23 protein-coding genes, 1 pseudogene, 1 riboswitch and 1 other annotated feature are annotated in these 25,241 nt (G+C 25.8%); of the genes and pseudogenes, 14 read left to right on the top strand and 10 right to left on the bottom strand.

Annotation, left to right across the window (positions count from 1 at the left end; translation table 11 throughout):
* Positions 1-108 precede the first annotated feature (108 nt).
* The 3 genes and pseudogenes from BUA70_RS01315 to thrS form a co-directional block, all read left to right on the top strand.
* A pseudogene (locus BUA70_RS01315) lies at positions 109-603 on the top strand (response regulator transcription factor); the annotation flags it as partial.
* Positions 600-1,619 (top strand): ATP-binding protein, encoded by a 1,020-nt coding sequence (locus BUA70_RS01320; protein ID WP_072892429.1) that lies wholly within the window; start codon positions 600-602, stop codon positions 1,617-1,619. The pseudogene BUA70_RS01315 and the gene BUA70_RS01320, both read left to right, overlap by 4 nt.
* Before the next feature lie 202 nt (positions 1,620-1,821).
* Positions 1,822-2,050: a binding site (T-box leader), on the top strand.
* Positions 2,051-2,108: 58 nt separating this feature from the next.
* Positions 2,109-4,019 (top strand): threonine--tRNA ligase, encoded by a 1,911-nt coding sequence (gene thrS, locus BUA70_RS01325; protein WP_083573427.1) that lies wholly within the window; start codon positions 2,109-2,111, stop codon positions 4,017-4,019.
* A 239-nt stretch (positions 4,020-4,258) separates the two neighbouring features.
* Here thrS and BUA70_RS01330 read toward each other — a convergent pair whose 3' ends face one another.
* Positions 4,259-4,888 carry a GNAT family N-acetyltransferase gene (locus BUA70_RS01330; RefSeq protein ID WP_072892430.1) on the bottom strand — a complete coding sequence of 210 codons (630 nt, stop codon included), beginning with the start codon at positions 4,886-4,888 and terminating at the stop codon, positions 4,259-4,261.
* Positions 4,889-5,012: 124 nt separating this feature from the next.
* Here BUA70_RS01330 and BUA70_RS01335 point away from each other — a divergent pair, with 124 nt between their 5' ends.
* The 6 genes from BUA70_RS01335 (at position 5,013) to BUA70_RS01360 (ending at position 10,676) form a co-directional block, all read left to right on the top strand.
* Positions 5,013-5,825 (top strand): MerR family DNA-binding transcriptional regulator, encoded by an 813-nt coding sequence (locus BUA70_RS01335; RefSeq protein ID WP_244277563.1) that lies wholly within the window; start codon positions 5,013-5,015, stop codon positions 5,823-5,825.
* 320 nt (positions 5,826-6,145) lie between these two features.
* Positions 6,146-6,487, top strand: coding sequence for a zinc ribbon domain-containing protein YjdM (locus tag BUA70_RS01340; protein WP_072892432.1), 342 nt, complete (start codon positions 6,146-6,148; stop codon positions 6,485-6,487).
* A 503-nt stretch (positions 6,488-6,990) separates the two neighbouring features.
* The gene (gene asrA, locus BUA70_RS01345; RefSeq protein ID WP_072892433.1) at positions 6,991-8,031 is read left to right on the top strand and encodes an anaerobic sulfite reductase subunit AsrA; all 1,041 of its coding nucleotides are present in this window, start codon (positions 6,991-6,993) and stop codon (positions 8,029-8,031) included.
* Complete coding sequence (gene asrB, locus BUA70_RS01350; protein WP_072892434.1) at positions 8,024-8,818, top strand: anaerobic sulfite reductase subunit AsrB; 795 nt, start codon at positions 8,024-8,026, stop codon at positions 8,816-8,818. Before asrA ends, asrB begins: the two co-directional genes overlap by 8 nt.
* A 14-nt stretch (positions 8,819-8,832) precedes the next feature.
* Positions 8,833-9,879: a sulfite reductase subunit C gene (gene asrC, locus BUA70_RS01355; RefSeq protein ID WP_072892435.1), complete on the top strand. Its 1,047-nt coding sequence runs from the start codon at positions 8,833-8,835 to the stop codon at positions 9,877-9,879.
* Between the two features lie 338 nt (positions 9,880-10,217).
* The gene (locus tag BUA70_RS01360; RefSeq protein ID WP_072892436.1) at positions 10,218-10,676 is read left to right on the top strand and encodes a peroxiredoxin; all 459 of its coding nucleotides are present in this window, start codon (positions 10,218-10,220) and stop codon (positions 10,674-10,676) included.
* 306 nt (positions 10,677-10,982) lie between these two features.
* Here the strand turns inward: BUA70_RS01360 and BUA70_RS01365 are convergent, their stop codons facing one another.
* The 3 genes from BUA70_RS01365 to BUA70_RS01375 form a co-directional block, all read right to left on the bottom strand.
* Positions 10,983-11,540, bottom strand: coding sequence for a hypothetical protein (locus BUA70_RS01365; protein ID WP_242977363.1), 558 nt, complete (start codon positions 11,538-11,540; stop codon positions 10,983-10,985).
* Positions 11,541-11,598: 58 nt separating this feature from the next.
* A complete protein-coding gene (gene rpsD, locus BUA70_RS01370; RefSeq protein WP_072892437.1) occupies positions 11,599-12,195 on the bottom strand; it encodes a 30S ribosomal protein S4 in 597 nt (198 codons plus the stop codon).
* A gap of 499 nt (positions 12,196-12,694) precedes the next feature.
* Complete coding sequence (locus BUA70_RS01375) at positions 12,695-14,434, bottom strand: DUF4091 domain-containing protein (protein WP_072892438.1); 1,740 nt, start codon at positions 14,432-14,434, stop codon at positions 12,695-12,697.
* A gap of 848 nt (positions 14,435-15,282) precedes the next feature.
* On the opposite strand from BUA70_RS01375, the gene BUA70_RS01380 reads away from it, so the two are divergent.
* Positions 15,283-16,152 (top strand): methionyl aminopeptidase, encoded by an 870-nt coding sequence (locus BUA70_RS01380; protein ID WP_072892439.1) that lies wholly within the window; start codon positions 15,283-15,285, stop codon positions 16,150-16,152.
* A gap of 94 nt (positions 16,153-16,246) precedes the next feature.
* Positions 16,247-17,194 carry an L-lactate dehydrogenase gene (locus BUA70_RS01385; protein WP_072892440.1) on the top strand — a complete coding sequence of 316 codons (948 nt, stop codon included), beginning with the start codon at positions 16,247-16,249 and terminating at the stop codon, positions 17,192-17,194.
* Positions 17,195-17,390: 196 nt separating this feature from the next.
* Here BUA70_RS01385 and BUA70_RS01390 read toward each other — a convergent pair whose 3' ends face one another.
* From BUA70_RS01390 to BUA70_RS01410, 6 genes are all read right to left on the bottom strand, one after another.
* Positions 17,391-18,407: an ABC transporter substrate-binding protein gene (locus tag BUA70_RS01390; RefSeq protein WP_072892441.1), complete on the bottom strand. Its 1,017-nt coding sequence runs from the start codon at positions 18,405-18,407 to the stop codon at positions 17,391-17,393.
* Positions 18,407-19,150 (bottom strand): ABC transporter permease, encoded by a 744-nt coding sequence (locus tag BUA70_RS01395; RefSeq protein WP_072892442.1) that lies wholly within the window; start codon positions 19,148-19,150, stop codon positions 18,407-18,409. The genes BUA70_RS01390 and BUA70_RS01395 overlap by 1 nt, the downstream gene beginning before the upstream one ends.
* Positions 19,147-19,317, bottom strand: a complete 171-nt coding sequence (locus BUA70_RS13355) for a hypothetical protein (protein WP_341457280.1) — start codon at positions 19,315-19,317, stop codon at positions 19,147-19,149. Before BUA70_RS13355 ends, BUA70_RS01395 begins: the two co-directional genes overlap by 4 nt.
* 54 nt (positions 19,318-19,371) lie before the next feature.
* The gene (locus BUA70_RS12950; protein ID WP_341457281.1) at positions 19,372-19,899 is read right to left on the bottom strand and encodes an ABC transporter ATP-binding protein; all 528 of its coding nucleotides are present in this window, start codon (positions 19,897-19,899) and stop codon (positions 19,372-19,374) included.
* Positions 19,900-19,905: 6 nt separating this feature from the next.
* Positions 19,906-20,565 (bottom strand): thiaminase II, encoded by a 660-nt coding sequence (tenA, locus tag BUA70_RS12955; RefSeq protein WP_072892443.1) that lies wholly within the window; start codon positions 20,563-20,565, stop codon positions 19,906-19,908.
* A gap of 101 nt (positions 20,566-20,666) precedes the next feature.
* A riboswitch (TPP riboswitch) is annotated at positions 20,667-20,754 on the bottom strand.
* Between the two features lie 68 nt (positions 20,755-20,822).
* Entirely contained in the window at positions 20,823-21,191 is a 369-nt protein-coding gene (locus BUA70_RS01410; protein WP_072892444.1) for an HsmA family protein, read from the bottom strand.
* A 208-nt stretch (positions 21,192-21,399) separates the two neighbouring features.
* Between BUA70_RS01410 and BUA70_RS01415 the strand changes: the two genes are divergently transcribed.
* From BUA70_RS01415 to BUA70_RS01425, 3 genes are all read left to right on the top strand, one after another.
* The gene (locus BUA70_RS01415; RefSeq protein ID WP_072892445.1) at positions 21,400-21,702 is read left to right on the top strand and encodes a hypothetical protein; all 303 of its coding nucleotides are present in this window, start codon (positions 21,400-21,402) and stop codon (positions 21,700-21,702) included.
* A 214-nt stretch (positions 21,703-21,916) separates the two neighbouring features.
* Complete coding sequence (gene uraA / locus BUA70_RS01420) at positions 21,917-23,218, top strand: uracil permease (RefSeq protein ID WP_072892446.1); 1,302 nt, start codon at positions 21,917-21,919, stop codon at positions 23,216-23,218.
* Positions 23,219-23,417: 199 nt separating this feature from the next.
* A complete protein-coding gene (locus tag BUA70_RS01425) occupies positions 23,418-25,196 on the top strand; it encodes an aminopeptidase P family protein (protein WP_072892447.1) in 1,779 nt (592 codons plus the stop codon).
* Positions 25,197-25,241: the final 45 nt, after the last annotated feature.

A 25,241-nucleotide genomic window follows, 5' to 3' on the forward strand; every position in this document is an offset into this window, starting at 1 on the left:
TCTTGATCATATCTTCTGCCCTTACTCATAATGGACACATCCTTTCTTAACTAAATATTATTTTACTTAGTTCGACTTAATGTGTCCACTACTTTATACTAACACCATGGTTATTATATATGTAGAGAGATACGTAAAAGATCAGATGTTCCAATCATAATAGTTACAAGCAGGGATAGTGAGGTAGACGAATTAATTAGTATGAATTTAGGAGCAGATGATTTTATTACAAAGCCTTATAACCTAGAAATATTATTATCTAGAATAACTAATATATTAAAAAGAATATATGGAAACCTAAAAACTAACAGCATATTAAATTATAAAGATTTTAAATTAAACCTTTCAAACGCAACAGTTATATATATGAATAAATCTTTAGAACTAACTAAAAATGAGGTTAAGATTCTTTGTTGTCTAATAAATAATAAGGGAAATATAGTAAAAAGGGATTCTCTTATGGAGTATTTATGGAAATCAGATTATTTTGTAGATGATAGTACTTTAACGGTTAATATTAATAGATTAAGAAAAAAACTTAAAGAGATAGGAATAGAAAATGCAATAGAAACAAGAAGAGGATTAGGTTATATAATGCCATGAATATAAGAGAATTTACTAAAGATAAAGAGCTGTTCTTAATAGCTAACATATTAATATTTATTGTGTTAACAATTATTTTGATTATTATTAATATCAAATTTATTATAATTTTATTTATATTTTGTATTTGGTTTTTGCCACTAATTTCATATATGGTTTTAGAATTTATTAAATGTAAAAGCTATTATAATGAAATTAATAGTATATTACAATCTTTAGATAGAAAGTATTTACTTCCAGAGTTAATAAAGGAGACCAATTTTATTCATGGTGAGAAAATTAACCATATACTTAAAGAAGTAAGTAGAGATATGCATGAAAACATAAAGTATTATAAGGACATGCAAATGGATTATAGAGAATACATAGAAACATGGATACACGAAATTAAAACACCAATAGCCTCTACAAAACTAGTAATTGCGAATAATGAAAATGAAGTAACTAATAAAATTGACTTTCAGCTTGATAGAATTGAGAGGTTTGTAGATCAGGTGCTTTATTATTCTCGAAGCAATAATGTTAGTAAGGATTATATTATAAAAAAAAATAATCTTGATGATTTAGTAAGAAATGTAGTAAAAAAAAATTATAGAGATTTTATTTATAAAAAAATAAAAGTGGACATAAAAGATATTAGTGAATTTATATATAGTGATGGAAAATGGGTTGAGTTTATTCTTAATCAGATAATAGGAAACTCTATAAAGTATTCAGCTAATAGAAATCCAATAATAATTATAGATTCAGTTAAAACAACTAATTCAGTACTGTTAACTATAAGTGATAACGGAGTAGGAATAGTAGATAAAGATATTAATAGAGTTTTTGAGAAGGGCTTTACCGGTGAAAATGGAAGGATATTTGGGAAAAGTACAGGAATAGGTTTGTATCTATGTGAAAAGCTTTGTTTTAAACTAGGATTAAAAATAAGTATTAAATCTGAGATTAATAAAGGAACTAAAGTTACATTAATATTTCCTTTGTCAGGTATGGAAACCTTTATAGATTACTAAGTATGGGGAAATTTACATATTTAAATATTAAAGTTAGGCAATTTAAAAGTTGTGGTTAAAATTAGCTTTCAGGAATATTTTGCAAATAATTAAATTTTTAATAAATTCATATAATTCAAATAAATATGTTTACAATATATTGTAAAAACTATATAATAAGTATTAATTAAGTTATTTTTATATATCTTTAAAATTTTATATGAAATTAGTAAAGAAGGGGAAGAGTATTATAGAATACAGTTTTTAGAGAGGGAATACCGTAGGCTGCAAGTATTTCTAAATATGACTATAAGAAAACTATCCTGGAGCTATGATTAATTAGCTATATTTAGTGAAATATCATCGGCGAAAGTCGTTAAGAATATAGAGAAGAATTGAATTGATTTAATTCAATTTGGGTGGAACCACGGATATTTGCATCCGTCCCAAGCTTTTGGGATGGGTGCTTTTTTTTATAAAAAACTTTAAATTTTAATAGGAGGTAGAAAAATGAGTATAAATATAAAACTTAATGATGGATCAATAAGAGAAATCAATGATAATTCAAGTGTTCTTGATCTTGCTAATTCAATAAGTAGAAACTTAGGCAAATCTGCAATAGTTGGGGAAGTTAATAAAACCTTAGTTGACTTAAATTATAAGTTAAAAAATAATGATGAGGTAAATATTATAACAAGGGATGATGAGAAAGCAGCTGAAGTTATTAGACACTCTACCTCTCATATTTTGGCACAGGCTGTAAAAAGAATATATAAAGATGCAAAACTTGCTATAGGACCAGCAATAGATAATGGATTTTATTATGATTTTGATATTGAAACTCCATTAACTACAGAGGATATAGAAAAAATTGAAAAAGAAATGAATAATATAGTAAGTGAAAATTTGAAATTTGAAAGAATAGATGTTTCAAGAGAAGAAGCAATCAAAATTATGAAAGAAAAAAATGAAGATTACAAAATAGAGTTAATAATGGATTTACCAGAGGGGCAAAATATTTCATTATATAAACAAGGAGATTTTATTGATCTTTGTAGAGGGCCACATATTCTATCTACAAAATATGCAAAAGCTTTTAAACTTATAAGTGTAGCTGGAGCATATTGGAGAGGAAATGAAAAAAATAAAATGCTTCAAAGGGTATATGGAGTGGCATTTGGAGACAAAAAACAATTAGAAACTCATCTTCATAATTTAGAAGAAGCTAAAAAAAGAGATCATAGAAAATTAGGAAAAGAATTAAAGTTATTTTCATTTATGCCTGAAGGACCAGGATTTCCATTATTTTTACCTAAAGGTGTAGTGCTTAAAAATACTTTAATTGATCTATGGAGACAACTTCATTCTGAAGCAGGGTATGTTGAGGTTGAAACACCAATAATGCTTAATAAAAAATTATGGGAAACTTCTGGGCATTGGTATCATTATAAAGAAAATATGTATACTTCAATAATTGATGAAGAGGAATTTGCACTTAAACCAATGAATTGTCCTGGTGGAATGTTAGTTTACAAATCAGAAACTCACTCATATAGAGATTTTCCAATGAGAGTAGGAGAAATTGGAAGGGTTCATAGACATGAGCTTTCTGGTGCATTGCATGGCCTTATGAGAGTTAGAGCATTTACTCAAGACGATGCGCATATATTTATGCTTCCAAATCAAATAAAATCAGAAATCAAAGGTGTAGTAGACCTTATTGATAAAGTATATTCTATATTTGGATTTAAATATAATATTGAGTTATCTACAAGACCGGAAGACTCTATGGGTAGTGATGAAGATTGGAATTTAGCAGAACAATCTTTAAAAGATGCTTTAGATGAACTTAATTTAGATTACAAAATAAATGAAGGTGATGGAGCTTTTTATGGTCCTAAAATAGATTTTCATCTTGAAGATAGCTTAGGAAGAACATGGCAATGTGGAACAATCCAATTAGATTTCCAATTACCTCAAAGATTTGAATTAGAATATATAGGTAGTGATGGAGAAAAGCATAGACCAATAGTTATTCATAGGGTAATATTTGGAAGTATAGAAAGATTTATAGGAATATTAATTGAACACTTTGCAGGAAAATTCCCAACATGGCTTGCTCCGGTTCAGGTAAAAGTATTACCTATATCAGATAAATTTAATTCTTACTCAGAAGAGGTAGTAAAAAAATTAAAATCAAATGGAATAAGAACTGAAATAGATGATAGAAATGAAAAAATAGGTTACAAGATAAGAGAAGCTAGAAATGAAAGAGTTCCATATATTATCGTCATTGGAGAAAAAGAAGAAAATGAAAAGAATATTTCATTACGTAGCAGAAAAAATGGCGATGAAGGAAGTACACAATTAGAAGATTTAATTGAAAGAATTTCTAAGGAAGTTACAAATAGAGATTTATAAATTATTTAAAAATCTAATTTATACAATTTTTAATTTTATAATAAAGAAATTATATAAAAATTCTTTATATAGAATGAAAAAGTATATTATTTAGATAAAGGAAGGCTTTTAAAAGCCTTCCTTTATATTTAGTTAATATAAATTTTTAAAATTATATAAGTATTTAATTTTAATCCTAGTAACTAATATAAGGATTCTAATATAAAGCTTTTAAGAATTTTTTTAATATATATTATTAATTAAAAGTTATAACTGTATAAAAATACATCAAGCTTTGCTTTTATTGAATTAAAACAAATTTCCTTTGTATCTAGTCGATTAAATTTTTGACTATCGTAAAATCCATAGTTACATCTAGTATCTGTATATAAGTATAAAGATTTTACATCCATATCTTTCATGTAATTAAATAAATGATTAATTAAGGTTTTTCCTATACCTAAGCCCCTAGATTCTTTAGACACAATAAATAATTGTATACAACCTTGAAAATAATCCTCTCTTCCTTTTATTATTTCTTTATAAGTATCTTTGATTTTTGAAAATTCCTTAAGAGCAATTATATTTTCTTTATCAGTCATGATTGATTTAATTTCAGTATAATCTTTATCCAGCATATTATTATATTTTTCTAAATGATTTTTATCTTTTTTTGCATTTCCTAAAATAATGCCTATGACTTTATTATTTTTTTCTGCTACTTTGCTAAATGAACTTTCATCAATACAGTCTTTTAGATAGAAATCTAAAGCTAAATTTAAAAGTTCTTTATCTTTAATGAAATTCTTGAAGCCAAATGCTTCACAAATTAATTCTTTAATTGTTTCATAATCTTTTTTTTCTAAATTCCTATATATAACTTTATCCATATTTACACCTATCCCTTCATAATTTTAACATTATATTTAGTATTTTTTGTAAATACATTATAATGATAATAATGTATACCCTAAGGGGAGAGTCAAGTATAATATTATAAAAAATATAAAGGAAATGATTAAAATGAAAAATTTATTTTCTATTGGTGAGGTTGCTAAAATTAAGAAAATTTCAATAAAGGCTTTAAGATATTATCATAAAATGGGGATTCTCATTCCGAGGTATATTGATAAATATACAGGTTATAGATATTATTCTATAGATCAATTTATTTATATAGATATTATAAAAGGTTGTAGAGCGTTAGGAACAAGTATAGTAGAACTTCAACAAATTTTTAAGGATTGTAACACAGACAAATTACTAAAATTTTTGAAATTAAAAAGAAGTGAAGCAGAAGAAAATATAACAAAAATGAATGAAATAATTAAAAATATTGATATATTAAATATAAGCGTTGAAAATTCTAAAAATATATTGAAAAATAATAAAATAACCATTAAATTTTTTGAGCAGCGTTATGTAATTACAGCTCCATGTAAAGAAGCAGGGAGTTTAAAAGAATTACTTTACTATTCAGATTTAGAAAAAACTATTGAAGATAATAATTTGAGAATATCTTTAGAGAGAGGAATTATATATAAGATTAATTCAGATGGTGATATAGAACCAAGATATGTTTTTAGTGGACTTGAAGAAAGTAGCAATATAAAAGTTAAAAATAATATAAAAATACTACCTAAGGGTAAATATCTAACTTTAGTTTATAATAGCAAAAATGAGGATGAACGTATAAGAAAAATGATAGACTATGCAAAAGAAAATAATTTAAAGATTAAAAGTTTTATAGAGGTAGAATTATTTAATGATTTATTTAATGTAGAATCATATAATTGTCAAATTCAAATGCTTGTAGAAGATTATTAATTATATATAGTAGAGTATTTTATATGAATAAATAATATAAAAATATACATATAAAATATATTTTTATATGGTAATAAATTTTGTAAGTAAAGTTATTAAAACCTTATAAATCAGTATAAGTAAATTTAATAAATTATACTTTGATCAAGCTTATAAAGAAGGTTTGCTAATATAATAATACTATGATATATTATATTAGCATATAAGGAAAAGATTATGTTGTATGAGTTTTAAACTTATAATTATATCTTATTAAACTTTAAAAGGAATTTCATAATAATTCTTATAAATTAAAATGAACAAATGGAGGAAATAAAATAATGATAAAGCTACCAAACTGTCCAAAATGTAATTCAGAGTATACTTATGAGGATGAAAATCTTTTAATATGTCCAGAATGTGCTCATGAATGGACTTTAGAATCAGAAAGTCAAAATGATGAAGAACAGTTAGTTGTAAAAGATTCAAATGGAAATATATTAAACGATGGGGATTCTGTAACAATAATTAAGGATCTTAAGGTAAAAGGAGCTTCATCTGCATTAAAAAAAGGAACAAAGGTAAAAAATATACGTTTAGTTGATGGGGATCACAATATTGATTGTAAAATTGATGGTTTTGGAGCTATGCAACTAAAATCTGAATTTGTTAAAAAATTATAAAAATCTTTTTATAAATCATAGTAGAATTTATAAATATATAAAATCACTAATATTAACATATATAAATTTTTTATAAAATTATTAGCAACAAAAAAGGTCAAGATATAATCTTGACCTTTTTATATTTATAGTTAATAAGTTAATCTTTTAGTTGTATAAAAGTTTTTTATACTTATAATAAACTTTATGTTTTATAAAAGTAATAACAATATCTCTAGATAACTATATATGGTCATTGATAAGGGCTATCAGTGGTTTTTGATTTTCTAAGTGGTTTTTAAATAATAGTTATTGTTTTAATGGAATTTTATATAGAAATACACTTAAAAAATTAGGAGTATTTTAATTTTATATATAACTAAATGCTTATTATTTATATAAATATTTTGAATTGGAATTATATAAAAAATAGGAGTAACATCAAGACATAGAGTCTATAAAGTTGTTAAAAAAAACACAATAAAGTTTATTTAGAAATTAATAAAAATTTTGGAGGTATTAACATGGGATATAAGTTAAAATTCCAAGAAGTTAACGATTTGTTTAAGGAACTTAAAAAAGAGTATAAAATTTATGCACCAAAAAGATTTACTAAACAAGGTAGATATTCAGATACAGATATAATAAAATACGATGAAATAAATTTAATAGAAGAAATAGTATATAAAGAGAAATCTACATATCCAGCAAAAGAAGTAGTTACACCAATAAATCAAACTTTATATTATTTTACAGAAGATGAATTCCGTGAAAGTAAAATGCCCCACAATAAAAAGATATTAATATTTGCAAGACCCTGTGATATAAATGCTCAAGAAAGACAAGATAAAATTTATTTAAGTAATGGTAATTTTCAAGATGAATTTTATAAAAGAGTTAGAGATAGAGTAAAATTTGTATGTATGGAATGTGTTGAAGGCTGGGACACTTGCTTTTGTGCATCAATGGGAAGTAATAAAACTAATAACTATAGTTTAGCAGTTAGATTCTCAGATGATTCTCTATTATTTAATGTAAATGATGATTCTTTTAAGAATTACTTTAATGATTCAGAAAAAGCAGACTTTACTCTTCAATTTATAAAAGAAAATAAGGCAAAAGTTACTATTCCTGAGATAAAAGATAAAGAGGTACTTGAAAAATTAAAGAAACATCCTATGTGGGAAGAATATAACAAGAGATGTATAGGATGTGGAAGTTGTACGATAGCTTGTAGTACATGTACATGCTTTACAACTAAAGATATAGCTTATAGTGAAAATGGAAAAGTTGGAGAAAGAAGAAGAGTAGCAGCTTCATGTCATGTAGACGGATTTGATGAAATGGCAGGAGGACACAAATTTAGAAATACCTTAGGTGATAGAATGAGATATAAGGTACTTCATAAAATACATGATTATAAAAAAACTTTTGGAGATAATCATATGTGTGTTGGTTGTGGAAGATGTACAGATAGATGTCCTGAAAATATTTCGATTACAGCAACTATTAATAAGGTAACTAAAGCAGTAGAAGAAATTTGTGGAGGGAATAATAATGAGTAAGAATGTATTAACACCAAAACCATGTAAAATTATTGATATAACAAAAGAAAGCAATATAGAACGTACATTTAGAGTAGAAACTGACATAGTTCCAAAACATGGTCAATTTTTACAAATATCTATACCAAGATTTGGAGAAGCTCCAATATCAGTTAGTGGAATTGGAGATGGATATTTAGATTTTACTATTCGTGCTGTAGGTAAAGTTACGGATGAATTATTTAAATTAGAGCCAGAGGATACTATTTTCTTAAGAGGACCTTATGGTATTGGTTGGCCTTTAGAAAAATTTAAGGGAAAAAATGTTGTTATAATAGCTGGTGGTACAGGAGTTGCTCCAGTTAGAAGTATGATAAATAAATTTTATGATGATCCAAGTTACGTTAAGAACTTAGATTTAATTTTTGGATTTAAAAATGAAAGTGGAATATTATTTCATAAAGAATTAGAAAAATGGAAAGAAAGATTTAATACAATATATACTTTAGATAACGGTGAAAAAGAAGGATGGGAAACTGGAGTAGTTACTGCCCATTTAGAAAAATTGCCTTTTAAAGATTTTGGAGATAATTATGAAGTAATTATAGTTGGACCTCCAATAATGATGCATTTCACAGCTTTAGATTTATTAAAATTGGGAGTTACAGAAGAAAAAATATGGGTTTCTTTTGAAAGAAAGATGTCTTGTGCAGTTGGAAAATGTGGACATTGCAGAATAGATGAAACTTATGTTTGTCTTGAAGGACCTGTATTTAATTATACTAAGGCAAAAACATTATTAGATTAGAAGGGGTGTTATGTATGAATCATGATATAGATATTAAAAAGGTAAGAACTAATTGTTATCGTCAATCTAAAGTGCCAGGAGAATTTATGCTTCAAATGCGTGTACCTGGGGGTACAACCAATGCTAAATATCTTGGAACAGTTCAAGAAATAGCTGAGAGATGGGGAAATGGTACATTTCATATTGGAATGAGACAAACTTTTAATATCCCAGGAATAAAATATGAAAAAATAGAAGAAGTAAATGCTTTTATTAAAGACTACTTAGAAGAAGTAGAGGTAGAGGAATGTGATTGTAATATGAAGCCTGATGATAACGGATATCCGACAATTGGTGCTAGAAATATTATGGCTTGTATAGGAAACACTCACTGTATAAAAGCTAATGTAAATACAAAGGAACTTGCTAAAAAAATAGAGAAAATAATATTTCCTTCAAATTATCATATAAAGGTTTCTGTATCAGGATGTCCAAATGATTGTGGTAAGGGGCATTTCCAAGATTTTGGGGTTATTGGACAAGCTAGAATGGTATATCATCCAGAAAGATGTATAGGTTGTGGAGCTTGTGTTAGGGCTTGTCAACACCATGCAACTAGGGTATTAAGCTTAAATGATAGAGGAACAATTGATAAGGATGCTTGTTGTTGTGTTGGTTGCGGAGAATGTGTTCTTGCATGTCCAACAAGTGCTTGGACTAGAAAGCCTGAAAAATATTATAGAATAGTTTTAGGTGGTAGAACAGGTAAACAAACTCCAAGAATGGGTAAAACATTTATAAATTTTGCAACTGAGGAAGTGGTATTGGGTGTATTTGGTAATTGGCAAAAATTCTCTCAATGGGCATTAGATTATAAACCAGAATATTTACATGGAGGACACTTAATAGATAGGGCCGGATACCATAAGTTTAAAGAAATAATTTTAGATGGAGTAAAACTTAATCCAGAAGCGCTAGTTGCAGATAATATATTCTGGGCAGAAACAGAATATAGATCAAACTTTAATGTTAAGCCTATAGGTATGCATAAAAGTATAGAATCAACTAGGGAAATTAGATAATAAGTTTATAAAATTAATTTGTTTAAACATATAAAAAGTAAAAAATCAATATTTATTTTAAAAGTTAATATAAAATTTTGGTAATGATTTTATATAATTATTGTAATAATTTATATTATATAAAATTCTATTATAAATATTAATAAATTCAAATTTCTAAATTACTATATTTAAAATCAATTATAAAATATTCTCTTTAAATAAGCTAATCACTTATTATCTATTATAATAAATGATTGGCTTATTTTGCTTTTATTAAAATTTATAGTAAAATTGAATTATAAAATAATTTATTATATAATAATAGTTATTATATAGAAGGTGTAGAAGGTGGTATTGTGGAAAATATAATTTTAGAAAAAGGAATGTTAGCTCCAGATTTTACTCTAATGGGTTCTGATGACAAGGAACACAAATTAAGTGATTATAGGGGTAAAAGGGTGATTTTATATTTTTATCCTAAAGATAATACTCCAGGGTGTTCCCTTGAAGCTCAGGATTTTAAAAATAATTATGAAAAATTTTTAGATAATAATACTATTATACTAGGAGTAAGTAGAGATTCTTTAAAATCACATGATAAATTTATAAATAAATACGAATTACCATTTATTTTACTATCAGATGAAAATCAAGAAGTTTGTAAACTTTATGATGTGTTGAAGGAGAAGAATATGTTTGGAAAAAAAGTACTTGGAATAGAAAGAAGTACTTTTGTCATTGATGAAGAAGGGAAAATAGAAGATATATATAGAAAAGTTAAGGTTAAAGGTCATGTAGAAAGTTTAATAAAATAAAAATTTATTTTAAAATTTAAGATAATAAATTTAATTCTTAGTATTTTTATATTAAATATCTGCATAATAAGTTAGAGCCATCTTTATAAAAGATGGCTCTTTATAATTAGGAAGATAAAATTTAATATGTAAATATAATAATTATATCGTAGAGTTTGTGAAAAAATTAAAATAATATAGGAATATTATTATTCAATATATTAATAAAGTTTTTGTTTAATAGCGGTGAATTAATAGAGTTTTCACAAGTGAATTTAAGTGTTTCTAAGCTCATTGAGATTTCTTCTTCTATAAATTCTTCAAATCTCAAAGTAAAGAATCCTTTATAAAATTAAAGATATCTGATGGGTGATTAAAAACCTTTATAAATAACTTTTTATTTGGATCATCATCCCATTTTGCATTAAATTCTTTGCAAAATTTATTAAGTTTTAAAGTAATAGATTCCTTATCAAAATTCCATAAACTATCTAAAAACTTATAATCATTCTCCATTTCTATTATAGAAGATTCTTTTGAATCAATATATTTTTTTACTTCATTAACGACTATTGTAAAACTTGAAAGAGGTATAGAAAAATCACTATAAGAATTATCAAACCATGTAAAAAAGGCTGTAGGTAGGAAAACGTGCTGTATAAAACCTAAAAGAGTATATATATTAGGATAAACAGCCCATCCATGTTTTAAAATGTTTTTATTAGTATCTAATATTCCTGTGTATATAAATTTAGAGTTTGTGGTTATATGAATATTATTAAAATGTCCCTTCCATAACGGAGATTCTTTAATGATTTTATTTTCCCAAAAATAATATTCTTTATAAAGCTTTTTTGCATAGTCATCTTTTGTTATTTGATTCAAGATTAGAGCCTCCTTTATTTTAGAAAAATCACGTTATATATATAACGTGATTTTAATTTTAAAGTTTTGAGTAAAACTCTACAACTAAGACATCATTGATTTCAATTGGAATTTCATCTCTTTTTGGATATCTTAAAAGTGTTCCAGAAAAAGTATTTTCATCCTTAGATATATAAGGATATTGATTTAATAAATTTAAAGAAAAATTATCTTTAAACATTGTATTTTTTTGAGATCTTTCTTTTAAAGAAATTATATCTCCTATATTTACGCTATAGGAAGGAATATCTACCTTCTGCCCATTAACTAAAATATGACCATGAACAACCATTTGACGTGCCTGTCTTATTGAGTTAGCAAAACCTAATCTATAAGTAAGGTTATCAAGTCTACATTCTAATTTTTTTATTAAGGCATAACCAGTTTGGTCTTTTTCCTTCATAGCTTTTTTCACGTAATTTCTAAATTGTTTTTCCATTACTCCGTAATATGCTTTTAATCTTTGCTTTTCAAGCAATTGAGTTCCATAAGCAGATAGTTTTTTATCACTTCTAGCAGTACCTGGAGTAGATCTTTTCATAGCCTTTGGGTGGCCAACCACATTTAATCCTAATCTTCTACATAATTTAAATCTAGGACCCATCATTTTTGACATAATTATCATCTCCTTATAAGATTGCCGCGATAAATTAAGCCTAAAAATAATATAGCATATAAGAATCAAAATGTAAATGAAAATCATTATCAATTTAATATTTTTTTGAATTTAATAAAATAAATAATTTTTTCTATAAGAAATTGCTATTTTTATATGTACATTTTTTGAAATATTATTAAAGCTAGATAAAAAGATTAAATATATAAAATAGATTTAATTTTATATTTTAAATACTAATAAAGAAAAAAATTGTATAGGGAGATTATATAAATCTTTCCATACAATTTTTAAAGGAAATAAAAAATGATTATTAAAATTTACAAGATGTAGGACAGGTACTACAGCAATTATTATATTTTAATGTTTCTTCCTTTACCTATCCCTAAAATAAAAGCAGTTGATTTAACTGGAGTTATCATATAAAAATCATTAAGAATTATTTTTTTTTATAAATTTAATACCTCTTTGAGGATTATAAATTTTTATAATTAGAAATCTATAATTTATTAAGGCTTTTTATTAAGTTATTTCTAAGATTAATATAATTTTCACCATCTAAGGAATAATTAAAGTCTATTTGCCTATTTTCAAGACATTTCATATCTTCTTTATTTCCTAACAAAGAACCTAGTTGATTTCTTATATAATCACTATTTAACCCTTTTTGTTCCATAATTTTTAAAATCATATAATCCTGGATACCGAACTTAAGATTTTCCCATCTTACTGAAGAAATAGGTTTCATATTTTTACCAGGATAAACAAAGAACATATCTCCAGCTGTCCAATTAGGATATTTATAACTAACTTCTTTAAATGGATTACTAGGCCAGATAGCGTAAGCCCATCTTAAAAATCCATGAAAGTTTATATAATAAGTAAACCAAGGTATTAATCTACTTTCTAGTAGTGGTGATTCTAAGAAAGTATTTAATTTTTTAGGAAAACAACAACTATACCAAGTGGCTTTTCCGTTTTTTGAAGAAAGTTTATCACCTAAATCTTTTATAGAAGTTATATTATTGATTATTTCATATGTGTTTAATGAAATATCTTGAATATTTTCGTTAAATTTTTCATAAAATTCTTGATTATGAATAGCGCATTTAAATTTTATGTTTTTATTTAAAGCACATTTATCAATAAAATTAACCCATTCTTTAAATAAATCGGAATTATTAGGTTCATCACTAATTATTCTAACTTTATCAAATATATTTAACTTATATAGATGATTGAATAATTGAGTTAAGTATTCTTTTAAATCATCTTTACAATCTATATAGGAATAAGCTTTTTCATTTTCATCATAATAAGAAATTCTTATAGGATCTTTATAGTCTTTTAATGGATTACCAAAACTAAAATTATCCCAGTTACCTATAATTCCAAATATATCTATTTCAGCATCTATTCCATACTTAAAACAAAGTTTTAAATATTTATCTAAGTTAGTAAAATCACAATAAATATGATTATCATTGCCTTTATAAACATTTACTATATTTAATTCAAATAAATTAGAAGGATTTTTAAACTCTTTATAGCAACCTTGCCCTGCCCAAGAATAATCAGAAACTATTAAGGTTATAACTTTAGCTCCTGATGAGGCTAGTTCTTTTAGGTTATTTTCTATAATAAACCAATGGTCGTCAGAAAAGTATTCAACATCATACATTCTTGCCCAGTTGCTTGGATGCTGCCATAAGTCTAGAAAAAAATCACTTTCAGAAATTTTAGGGATAGAAATGTTTAATATTTCTATATTAACCTTTATAGATGAAAGAATTTTCTCTTTCAAATAATCCTTGCTCTCATAAATGTCTATTTCTAAAGTAGTGTTACTTATATTTGAATCATTAGGAACAAATCCTTCTACCCAAATGGATTGATATTCATTTTTATTAATTAACAATGTTTTATTATTTAATATAGGATCAGATAGTAAATTTTTATTATCATCTTCTACATAACCTAAAAAAGATAGTTTTATATTTTTTAAGTAGCTATTATCTTTTACGGAAAATCTTAAACTATTAATTAAACCCTTATAACTTATATCCATTGAATTGCCAAGTTTACAGCAAAAATCCTCATCACAACTAATTAAGATTTGAAAAGCAAATTTTTCACCTTTACAAAGAGATAAACCCAAATTTTTACTAAATGTTACCATATTTTCTTTATGCTTGTAATGCTTAAAATAGGAATTAAATAGTCCATATTTAAAATTCATATAAATTCTCCTATTCAATAGAAATACTTAATATTTATTGAAATTCTTAATATGATTAAAATTAATGTATAGTATATTAAATTACTATAAAAAGTTTATATAAGTAGCAATATATAAATATATACTTAATATATATAAAATAATTATAAATCACTTAGTTATTAAGGTATATAAATCATATTTTAATTATAAGAAAAGTGTTTAAGGATTAAAAATAGGCAAAATCTATAGATTAATTTTTATTAATAGATATTGCCTATAGTATGTTGCATTTAGATAAAAATTAGTTAATTAAAATGTAACAAAAGTATTTTTGTAATCTTTTAAAATTATATTCTTATTTTTGTATTAGTTAGATGTGAATTTAGTGTAAATAGAAAAGATAAATGAAGATTCTTTTGAATAATTAATAATATAAAAAATATCAAACATATTGGAATAAATTTATGTCATAATCAGTAATTGCATAATTACCTGTAGTTATTTTATTTATATTAATTCAGAAATATTTAATAAAAGGACTATATTTTGGTGCAGTTAAAGAATAAAGGTTTTTTTATTATTAAGATTATATTTAAATAGAACTATTGCATTAAAAATAAATACTATAATATATTGGTTTTAATTTTAAATTTACTAATTAATATATTATATGTAGATCTTTTAGTAATTTAGTTTTATCTTTTTTAAATAACTTATTTAGATAATAATTATAAATATAGTATAAAATTTATTATAGAAACTATATTATAATATTTATAATTGAACAATACTATTTATAAAGGTATATAATATAGGTATATTAAAGTTTTTATAAATATAGCTAATTATGATAAGGAGCGATTTAAATGAAATTAAGTAGAAATGATGAATGCTGGTGTGGAAGTGGATTAAAGTACAAAAAATGCCACATGGAAATGGATGAAAAATTAGCTTTATTAAAAGCTCAAGGTATTGAGGTACCTTCAAGAGATATAATAAAAAATAAAGAACAAATTGAGGGAATAAAAAAGAGTGCTGCTATTAACAATGCAGTTTTAGACTTAGTTGCTGAAAATATAAAGGAAGGAATGACAACTGAGGAAATAGATAAGCTAGTTTATGATTATACAGTAGCTCAAGGTGCTATACCAGCTCCTTTAAATTATTGTGGATTCCCTAAAAGTGTATGTACTTCAATTAACGAGGAGGTATGTCATGGAATACCTAGTGAAGATATAGTACTTCAAGATGGAGATATTATAAATGTAGATGTATCAACTATTTATAATGGTTATTATTCTGATGCTTCAAGAATGTTTATGATCGGAAATGTAAGTGATGAAGCTAAAAGATTAGTTGAAGTTACTAAAGAATGTTTATATAAAGGAATAGAGCAAGTAAAACCATGGGGATATATAGGTGATATAGGAGAAGCTATACAAGAACATGCAGAAAAAAATGGATACTCTGTAGTTAGAGATTTTGGAGGTCATGGTGTAGGGCTTAAGTTCCATGAGGATCCTTTTGTTTATCATTTTGGTAAAAGAGGAGAAGGTATGGTTTTAGTTCCTGGAATGGTATTTACTATAGAGCCTATGATAAATCAAGGAGAATATCAAGTATTTGTAGATGCAGATAATGAATGGACTGCTTTTACTGGCGATGGATCTTTATCAGCACAATGGGAGCATATGATTTTAGTTACTGAAGATGGTTGTGAAATATTATCTAAATAATATTTTTATTAAAAACTTATATAGTTGAAGAATAAAATAGCCAAGTATATAACTTATTAAATTTAATATAGTAATTTAATAAAGGAGTGATTTTATGTCAGTTAAGGCTAGAAAAGTTGCAATAGTTGGATGTGGATTAGTAGGATCTAGCTGCGCATATGCTTTGGTAAATCAATGTGTATGTGAAGAAATACTTATGATAGATATAAATGAAGAAAAGGCTAAAGGTGAAGCTTTAGATTTAACTCAATCTGTAGAATATATGCCTTTAAGGACTAAAATAAATGTAGGTACATATAAGGATTGTAAGGATGTAGATGTTGTTATAATTACAGCAGGACCACCTCCAAAAGCAGGTCAAACAAGATTAGATACTTTAGAAGTAAGTATTAAAATATGTGATTCTATAGTAAACCCTATTATGGAATCAGGATTTAATGGTTTCTTTATATTAGTTTCTAATCCTGTAGATATAATATCTTATTATGTATGGAAAATATCTGGATTGCCAAAGCAAAGAGTAATAGGTACAGGAACAGCTATAGATACTGTTAGGTTAAAAAACATACTTTCAAGATATTTAAATAATATAGACACAAGATCTATACAAGGATTTTCTTTAGGTGAACATGGAGACTCACAAATGGTACCATGGTCAAAAATTACTATAGCAGGTAAGTCATTTTTATCTTTAAAGGAAGAAAATCCTATTTTATCTAAATTAGATTTAGACTCCATTGTAAAGGAAACTGCTAAAGCAGGATGGGAAATATATAAGAGAAAAGGAACAACATATTATGGTATAGCAGGTGCTGCAGTTGGAATAATTAAATCAATATTCCATGATGAAAATAAAGTAATTCCTGTTTCAACTTTATTAGAAGGGGAATATGGACAAAATGATATATATATGGGTGTTCCAGCTATAATTGGGAAAAATGGAGTAGAATCTATTATAGATTTAGATTTAAAAGATGAAGAAAAAGAAAAATTTAATAAGTCAGCGTTAATTTTAAGAGAATATATATCTAAGATAAAATAAAAACATTACTATTAAAAAATAAAATATTTTAATATATATTTTATAAATATTATTAAAAAATAGAGAACTATAAAAGAAAGGTTAAATTTCTTTATAGTTCTTTTTATAATATGGAATCTATTTTGAAAGATTATTTAATTATATAAACTAAAAGGTAATTGTTAAAAAGCTAATTTTATAGTTTTTTATTTATATATTATTGATCAGTTTCAACATTTATAAAAACATCATCTACAGAAATTTTATTTTTTATAAATCCTTTATCATAAAGCCAATCTATATTTTGTTGCCAAACATCTGAAGATTGTGAAAGGAATTTTGAATTCTCATTTTCCATTTTAGGTAATAATATATTCATGCTCTCCTCTTCTATTTCCTTTGTTAATGGGAAGTTATCTTTTTGGTGATTATTTAATAATAAATCAAGGGAAGTATTTGGGCAATTTTTCATATAGTCAAAACCTTTTTTAGAAGCTTTTAAAAATTTCTTTATAATATCAGGATTTTTATCTATTGTATTATTGTTAGCTACAAATACTAATTCATATGAGTTTGGAACTCCATAGTCACAAGGGTAGAAGTAATTAACATCAAAGCCTTTATTAATCATTACAGGTACTTCATGATTAACCATTCCACCTGTAGTAGCATTTACTCTTTTAGTAGACATAGATGATATTATATCAAAACCTATATCAACTAAATTTATTCCATTAGGATCACCATTATCATTCTTTATCATATCCTTAATTACAGCTTCAGTTAATGGGTCCCCAGAGGATCCTATGGTTTTATTTTCTAAATCTTTTGGCCTATTTATATTTTGATCTTTTAAAGATATAACAACATTTAATTGAGATTGAATTATAGCTCCAACAGATTTAACAGGAACACCTTCATTTGCTATTGCGTTAATTAAATGTTGAGGATAATATATTCCTAAAGTTGCTTTACCTGCTCCAGTTAAGGCAAGTGGATCCGAAGAATTAGAAGGAAATTTTATATTAACTTTTAATCCTTCATTTTTGTAATAATCTTTTTCTATAGCATTATATATAAAACTATGTACTGCATTAGGATACCAATCTAAAACTAAATCTACCTCTTTCAGATTATCTTTTGAATTAACTTTCTTATCATCTTTATTACAAGATACAAGAGTTAAAGAAATTAGTAATATAAATGCCATAACTAAGTATTTTAAATTTTTCATTAGATTTCGCTCCTCAATTTTATTAGATTATTTTCTAATATATTTACTATAAAAACTAATACTATTGCTATAAGTGAAAGAATTAAAATCGGAGCAAAAACACCAGCTCCATTAAGTTGAGTCATCATTCTTTTACTAAAGTAACCAAGGCCTGCTTGAGCACCTAACCATTCACCAATAGCTGCTCCAATTAAACTTATAGGCACTGTCATTTTTAATGCAGAAAAAAAATAAGGTAATGATGATGGAAGTTTTAATTTAATAAATATGTCTTTTTTAGAAGCTCCATAAGTTAATAAAAGCTCTTCCATCTCTCTTTTTGTAGACTTAAAGCCATCATAAACGTTAACTGTAATTGGGAAAAAAGTAATTAAAACTGTAACTATTACCTTACTCCAAATTCCATAGCCAAACCATAATACAAATAATGGAGCTAAAGCAGTGATTGGAACAGTTTGAGTAGCTACAACTAATGGGTATAAAGCTCTTTCTAAAGATTTATTTAAATCCATAGATATTGCCAACCCAACACCTAAAATTACTGCAATAAATAATCCTATTATTGTAACTGATAAAGTTGCTTTTAAATGAACTGTAAATAATACATTTCTAAATTTTATTGTTTCTTCAATTATTTTTGAAGGAGAAGGTAATATATACATAGCATTAATATATCTAGCTAATACTTCCCAAACTAATAATAAAACTATTGAAATTATTATTGCTGGTGTATACTTTTTCATAAAATCACCTTCTGTTTTAATTCTTCTATAAGATTATCTTTTAGTAATAAAAATTCTTCTGCCTCGAGCATTTTTCTATTTCTAGGATATTGAAGAGGGATATTTATTTCTTTTAAATTTGTTATAGGATTATTATTTACAACAAATATTTTATTAGATAAAAACATAGCCTCTTCAACATCATGAGTTATAAATAAAATGGTTTTATTATATTTATACCATTAATCTAGTATCCATTCTTGTAGAGATAATCTTGTTATTGCATCTAAAGCACTAAAGGGTTCATCTAAAAGTAACACTTGAGAACCTGTTAGAAGTGTTCTTATAAAAGAAATTCTTTGTTTCATACCTCCAGATAAATCTTTAGGATATTTATCTTTATATTCATAAAGGGAAAATTTATCTAAAAGTTCTTCGGCTTGTTTTTTAGCTTGTTTTTTAGAGATTCTTTTTACTTCTAATGGAAGACAGGTATTTTCTAAAATTGTTCTCCAAGGAAGAAGTAAATCTTTTTGAGGCATATAGCCTATAGGAGATTTTAGATTTTTTATATCTTCATTATTTATGTAAATGCTTCCAGTAGAAGGTTGTTCTAAAGATGATATTAATCTAAAAATAGTACTTTTTCCACAGCCACTAGAGCCTATAATACTTATAAAATCACCTTTATTTATTTTAAAAGATAAATCCTTAATTATGTCTTTTTTACTATTAGAGTATTTAAAAGTGACTTTGTTGAATGTTAACATAATTTATTACATCTCCTTTTTGTAAGCCATATCCCAAAACATGTATTCATATTTGCTTGTTATTATGAATATTTCTTTTAAGATTTCAAGTTGTTCTTTTGGACAGTTTTCTGTTATTTGGTCTAATAAGTTTATATTCCAAATAACTGTATCCTTATATGATTTAGATGTATATCCTTTAATCCAATCACCATAAAATTCATGTTCAGTAGACCCTGGAATCTTACTTAATCTTTCTCCGATAATTTGATAACTCCATCCACAGGATAATACAGTTACTGCTATTTCAGCTAAGGAACCAGTTGTAGCCTTTGACAGCATATAGCTTGTATAAGATGTGTTTGACAGTGAAGGTTTAGAATTTTTCAGTTCTTCTTTTGTTATATTTAATTTTTTCATATAACCATTATGTATACTCATTTCATTATTTAGTATGTCGTTTACCATGTTTGAGAATTCTCTCATGGTTTCTTCATTTGTTGATTTTATAATACCCATAGCAAAAACTTTGGCATAGTCTAAAAGATATAAGTAATCTTGAACTGTGTAAAATCTAAATTTATCTATATCTAAAGTTCCATGACCAATGCCTTGAACAAAAGGATGATTACAACAATCTTCCCAGATATCTTTTACACTTTCATATAAGTATTGTGATGTTTTCATAAATAATCCCCCTAAAATTTAAAATATAAAAAACCACTTTCAAAAGAAAGTGGTTTAAATAACAAAAAATATAAAATTTCTAATAAAATTAATATAATCTATGCTATATAAAGCCACTTCCCTACGCTAGTATTAACTAGATCAGGTTATAAGGGTAATTCTCAGCATTACGCACCCCTAGTAGCATAATATTCAATTAACAAATATTATTATAACATTACTTTTTAGAAATAGTTACATTTTTTTATTTTATATTATTAGGCAACATGGACTAATGCCCCAGATAAAAATGGTATTAACCAAATAATCCATACTATAATACTAAATTTATGAAAGTTAATCATCATTTTAGTATTTTTCTTAGCTAAAACTATACCTGCCCATATAGCATGTATTAACATTAGAATTATAGCTAGTCCTCCAGTGATTGCGTGAAAATTAATACCTATATTGCCTGAAGAAGCTATTTGACCCATTAGATATGTTCCGGTTGTATCGCAAATAAGTCCTAGTAAAAAGAATATTAAATGCCAAAGTTTTAATGTACCTTGAATTTTTTCGCTCCAAACTCCTATAGTATAAAATACTAAAGCTGATGTAATAAATATAATTGCATAAATAAGCATATATAAGACCTCCTCTGAAAAAGTATATTTTTATGAACCATGTTCATATTATATCAGCATGAAATTTAAAATTCAATAGAAAATTTAGACATTGTTAAATAATAATGATTTTTAATTGTAGTAAAATTATTATTATAATTTATAGAGAATTAATTTATTTTGGCTTATAATAATCAATAAATATATAATAGAATAAGAGGTGAATTATATGGGAAAAAGAAATAGCGCTAATAATAACTTATTAAGAACATATAAGGATAAAACATCTCCTAAAGTATATGCAATTTTAGTTAAGTTAGTTAATGAAGATAAAGAAAATTTAGCAGAGGATGTACTTAAAGTTGATTATTTAATTACTTATGCTAATACTAGTATAAAAGCAAAGGATTTTAGGGAAGCTAGGGAAGTCTTAGCTAGAGTAGAGGAAAGATTAAAAAAATTAGATGACAATGAAGTTGATATAAGTCATTTAGAATATCTTTATAATAACTTAAAAAAGCAGTGTAAATAATATTATCAAAAAATACCTTGAAACAAAAATGTGTTATGATATAATTAAAGAAATGAAAAAAGACCTTTAAACTAGTCCAGAGAGGCTGTAAGGAGAGATTTAGTTATAATATTTGTATCTGTTTATGCAGACTTCTTACAGTTGTAAGAAGTCTTTTTTTATAATAAATATAAACTTTTAAACTAGTCCAGTGAGACTAAAAAGGGGGATACATATGCAATTAACAGCAAAAACATCTAGGGAACAATCTTTAAATCAAACAAAGGATTTTATTAGTATAGAGGACAAAGTTCCTTTAGGAAAAGCAATACCTTTAAGCATTCAACATTTATTTGCAATGTTTGGAGCTTCAGTTTTAGTACCAATTCTTTTAAACATCGATCCAGCCACTGTTCTTTTCTTTAATGGTATAGGAACATTATTATATGCCATCATAACTAAAAGAAAAATCCCAGCTTATTTAGGTTCAAGTTTTGCATTTATAGCACCAACAGCATTATTAATTAGTAATGGATATGGATTTCAATATGCTCAAGGTGGTTTTGTAATTTCTGGTGTTGTATTTTCAGCAGTAGCATTATTAGTAGGTGTATTAGGAATAGGATGGATAAATAAATTATTTCCACCAGCAGCTATGGGAGCTATAGTTACAATAATAGGATTAGAATTAGCACCAACAGCGGCAGATATGGCAGGTTTAACAGCATCTACAATAGACCCTAAGGCTATATTAGTATCTATGATTACATTAACAGCAGTAATATTATCATCAGTTTTATTAAGAGGATTTTTAAAGGTAATTCCTGTACTAATAGGTGTTACAATTGGATACTTAACTGCTTGGGCAGTAGGTATGGTAAATTTTTCAGAATTTAATAGTGCTAACTTTTTTGTGTTACCACAGTTTCATATAGCTAAGTTTGATATTAATTCAATAATGATTATACTTCCAGCAACTTTTGTTGTAATAGCAGAACATATTGGACATTTAGCTGTAACAAGCAATGTAGTAGGAAGAGATTTATCAAAAAATCCAGGACTTAATAAATCACTTTTAGGAGATGGATGTTCAACTATTATATCAGGATTCTTTGGATCAGTTCCTACAACTACTTATGGTGAAAATATAGGGGTAATGGCTATAACTAAGGTATATAGTACATATGTAATATGCGGAGCAGGAGTATTGTCAATAATACTAGGCTTCTCTGGAAAATTATCTGCACTTATAAGAAGTATTCCGAATCCGGTAATTGGTGGTGTTTCAATATTATTATTTGGAACAATAGCAACATCAGGATTAAGAACCTTTATAGATCAAAAGGTGGATTTTTCAAAATCAAGAAATCTTATATTAACATCAGTAATTTTAATAATAGGCTTAAGTGGAGTTAAGCTATCTTTACCAGGAACGGCTTTTGAGCTTAAAGGAATGGCTTTAGCTTCAGTAGTAGCAATAGCTTTAAACTTAGTATTTATAATATTTGATAAATTAGGAATAATGAATGGAAAATAATAAATATTAAAACTATAAAATGTGTTGATTATGAGTTTTCATAATTAACACATTTTTATTTTGAAATTTAAAGTTAGAAATACTTAAAGAATACAATAGATTAGGGGTTATTTATATAAAAGTATTAGTAAAGCTTTTAATAAGTAGTATAAAAACGTATAATAATATTAATGGAATATTTTACTAAGGGGGTTAAAGTATGAATATAAATGAAAGGATAAGTAAACTAAGAGATCTAATGAAAGAAAAGGGATTAGATGCTTTTATAATCCCAAGTAGTGATAATCACTTAAGTGAATATGTAGGTAATTATTTTAAATGTAGGGAATGGATATCTGGATTTACCGGATCAGCAGGTACTGTAGTTATAACAGATAAAGAAGCTCATTTATGGGTAGATGGAAGATATCATATACAAGCAGATAAACAAACTAAAGGAACTGAATATATAGTAGAAAAGTGGGGCGTTCCAGGAGTAGATAATTTTTCCTGTTGGATAAGTAAAAATTTAAAAAAAGATGATATAGTAGGGTTTAATGGAAAAGTTATATCCTATAAAACCTTTGAAGAATTAAAAGAAAAATTTGAAGCTAAGGGAATAAAAATAAAAGTTCAAGATGACTTAATAGATAAAATATGGAAGGATAGACCTTCTATGCCTTGCAGTAAATTATTTATTCATGATGTTAAGTATTCCGGAAAAGCGGCTAAAGAAAAAATTCAAGAGGTTAGGGAAAGGTTAAAAGAAGAAGGATTAACAGATTATTTATTGGCTTCTTTAGATGACATAGCTTGGCTTTTAAATTTAAGAGGAGATGATGTACCTCATAATCCAGTTTTCTTAAGTTATTTATTAATGTCAATGGATAATTGTACTTTATATATAGATAAAAGAAAAATAGATGATACTATAATTAACTATTTAAAAGAAAATGGAGTAGATGTAAAAGACTACGATGATATAAAAAATGATTTAGAGACCCTTAATAAAGATGGAAAGATAACTTTTGATGGAGCAAAAACTAATGTTTGGCTAGAAGAATCCATTCCAGACGGATTAAAAATAAAGGATAGAAGAAATATTACAACAGAATTAAAAGCTATAAAGAATAAAGTAGAGTTAGAGAATTTAGAAAATTGTCAAGTTAAAGATGGCGTAGCTATGGTTAAATTTATCTATTGGTTAACTTCTAATATAGGTAAGATTCCAATGGATGAACTTTTAGTATCAGATAAGCTAGAAGAAATAAGAAGGTCTATGGATAAAAATCTAGGTATAAGTTTTGATAGCATATCAGCCTATGGAGCTAATGCTGCAATGATGCACTATAAAGCAACAGAAGAAAATAAAACTAATTTAGAGCCAAGAAGTTTTTATCTAATAGATTCAGGTGGACAATATTTAGATGGAACTACTGATATAACTAGAACAATAGTATTGGGAGATTTAACAGAAGAAGAAAAAATGGATTTCACTTCAGTTTTAAAGGGAAATATAGATTTATCCTTAGCTGTATTCCTTTATGGAACTACTGGTTCTAATTTAGATGTTCTTGCAAGAAAACCTATTTGGGAGAGAGGATTGGATTATAGATGTGGTACAGGTCATGGTGTAGGATTTCTTTTAAATGTTCATGAAGGACCTCAAAGTTTTAGTATGATACCTAATACAGTTAAATTAGAAGAAGGAATGGTTATTACAAATGAGCCAGGAATTTATAAAGAGGGAAGACATGGCATAAGAACAGAGAATATGTTAGTAGTAAGAAAACACAACGAAACAGAATTTGGCACATTTTTAGAGTTTGAGCCTATAACCTATTGTCCTATAGATTTAAGAGGAATTAAAGTTAATATGTTAACAGACGAAGAAAAAAATTGGTTAAATGAATATCACAGTATAGTCTATAAGAAACTAAGTTCTCATTTAGATGGACAAGAATTAGACTGGTTAAAGGAAGCAACAAGGGGAATATAATAATAGATAATATATAATAATAAAGTTTATTATAAAGCACTAGAT

Origin of the sequence: Clostridium fallax (assembly GCF_900129365.1) — a bacterium.
GTDB classification, from domain to species: domain Bacteria; phylum Bacillota; class Clostridia; order Clostridiales; family Clostridiaceae; genus Clostridium_AH; species Clostridium_AH fallax.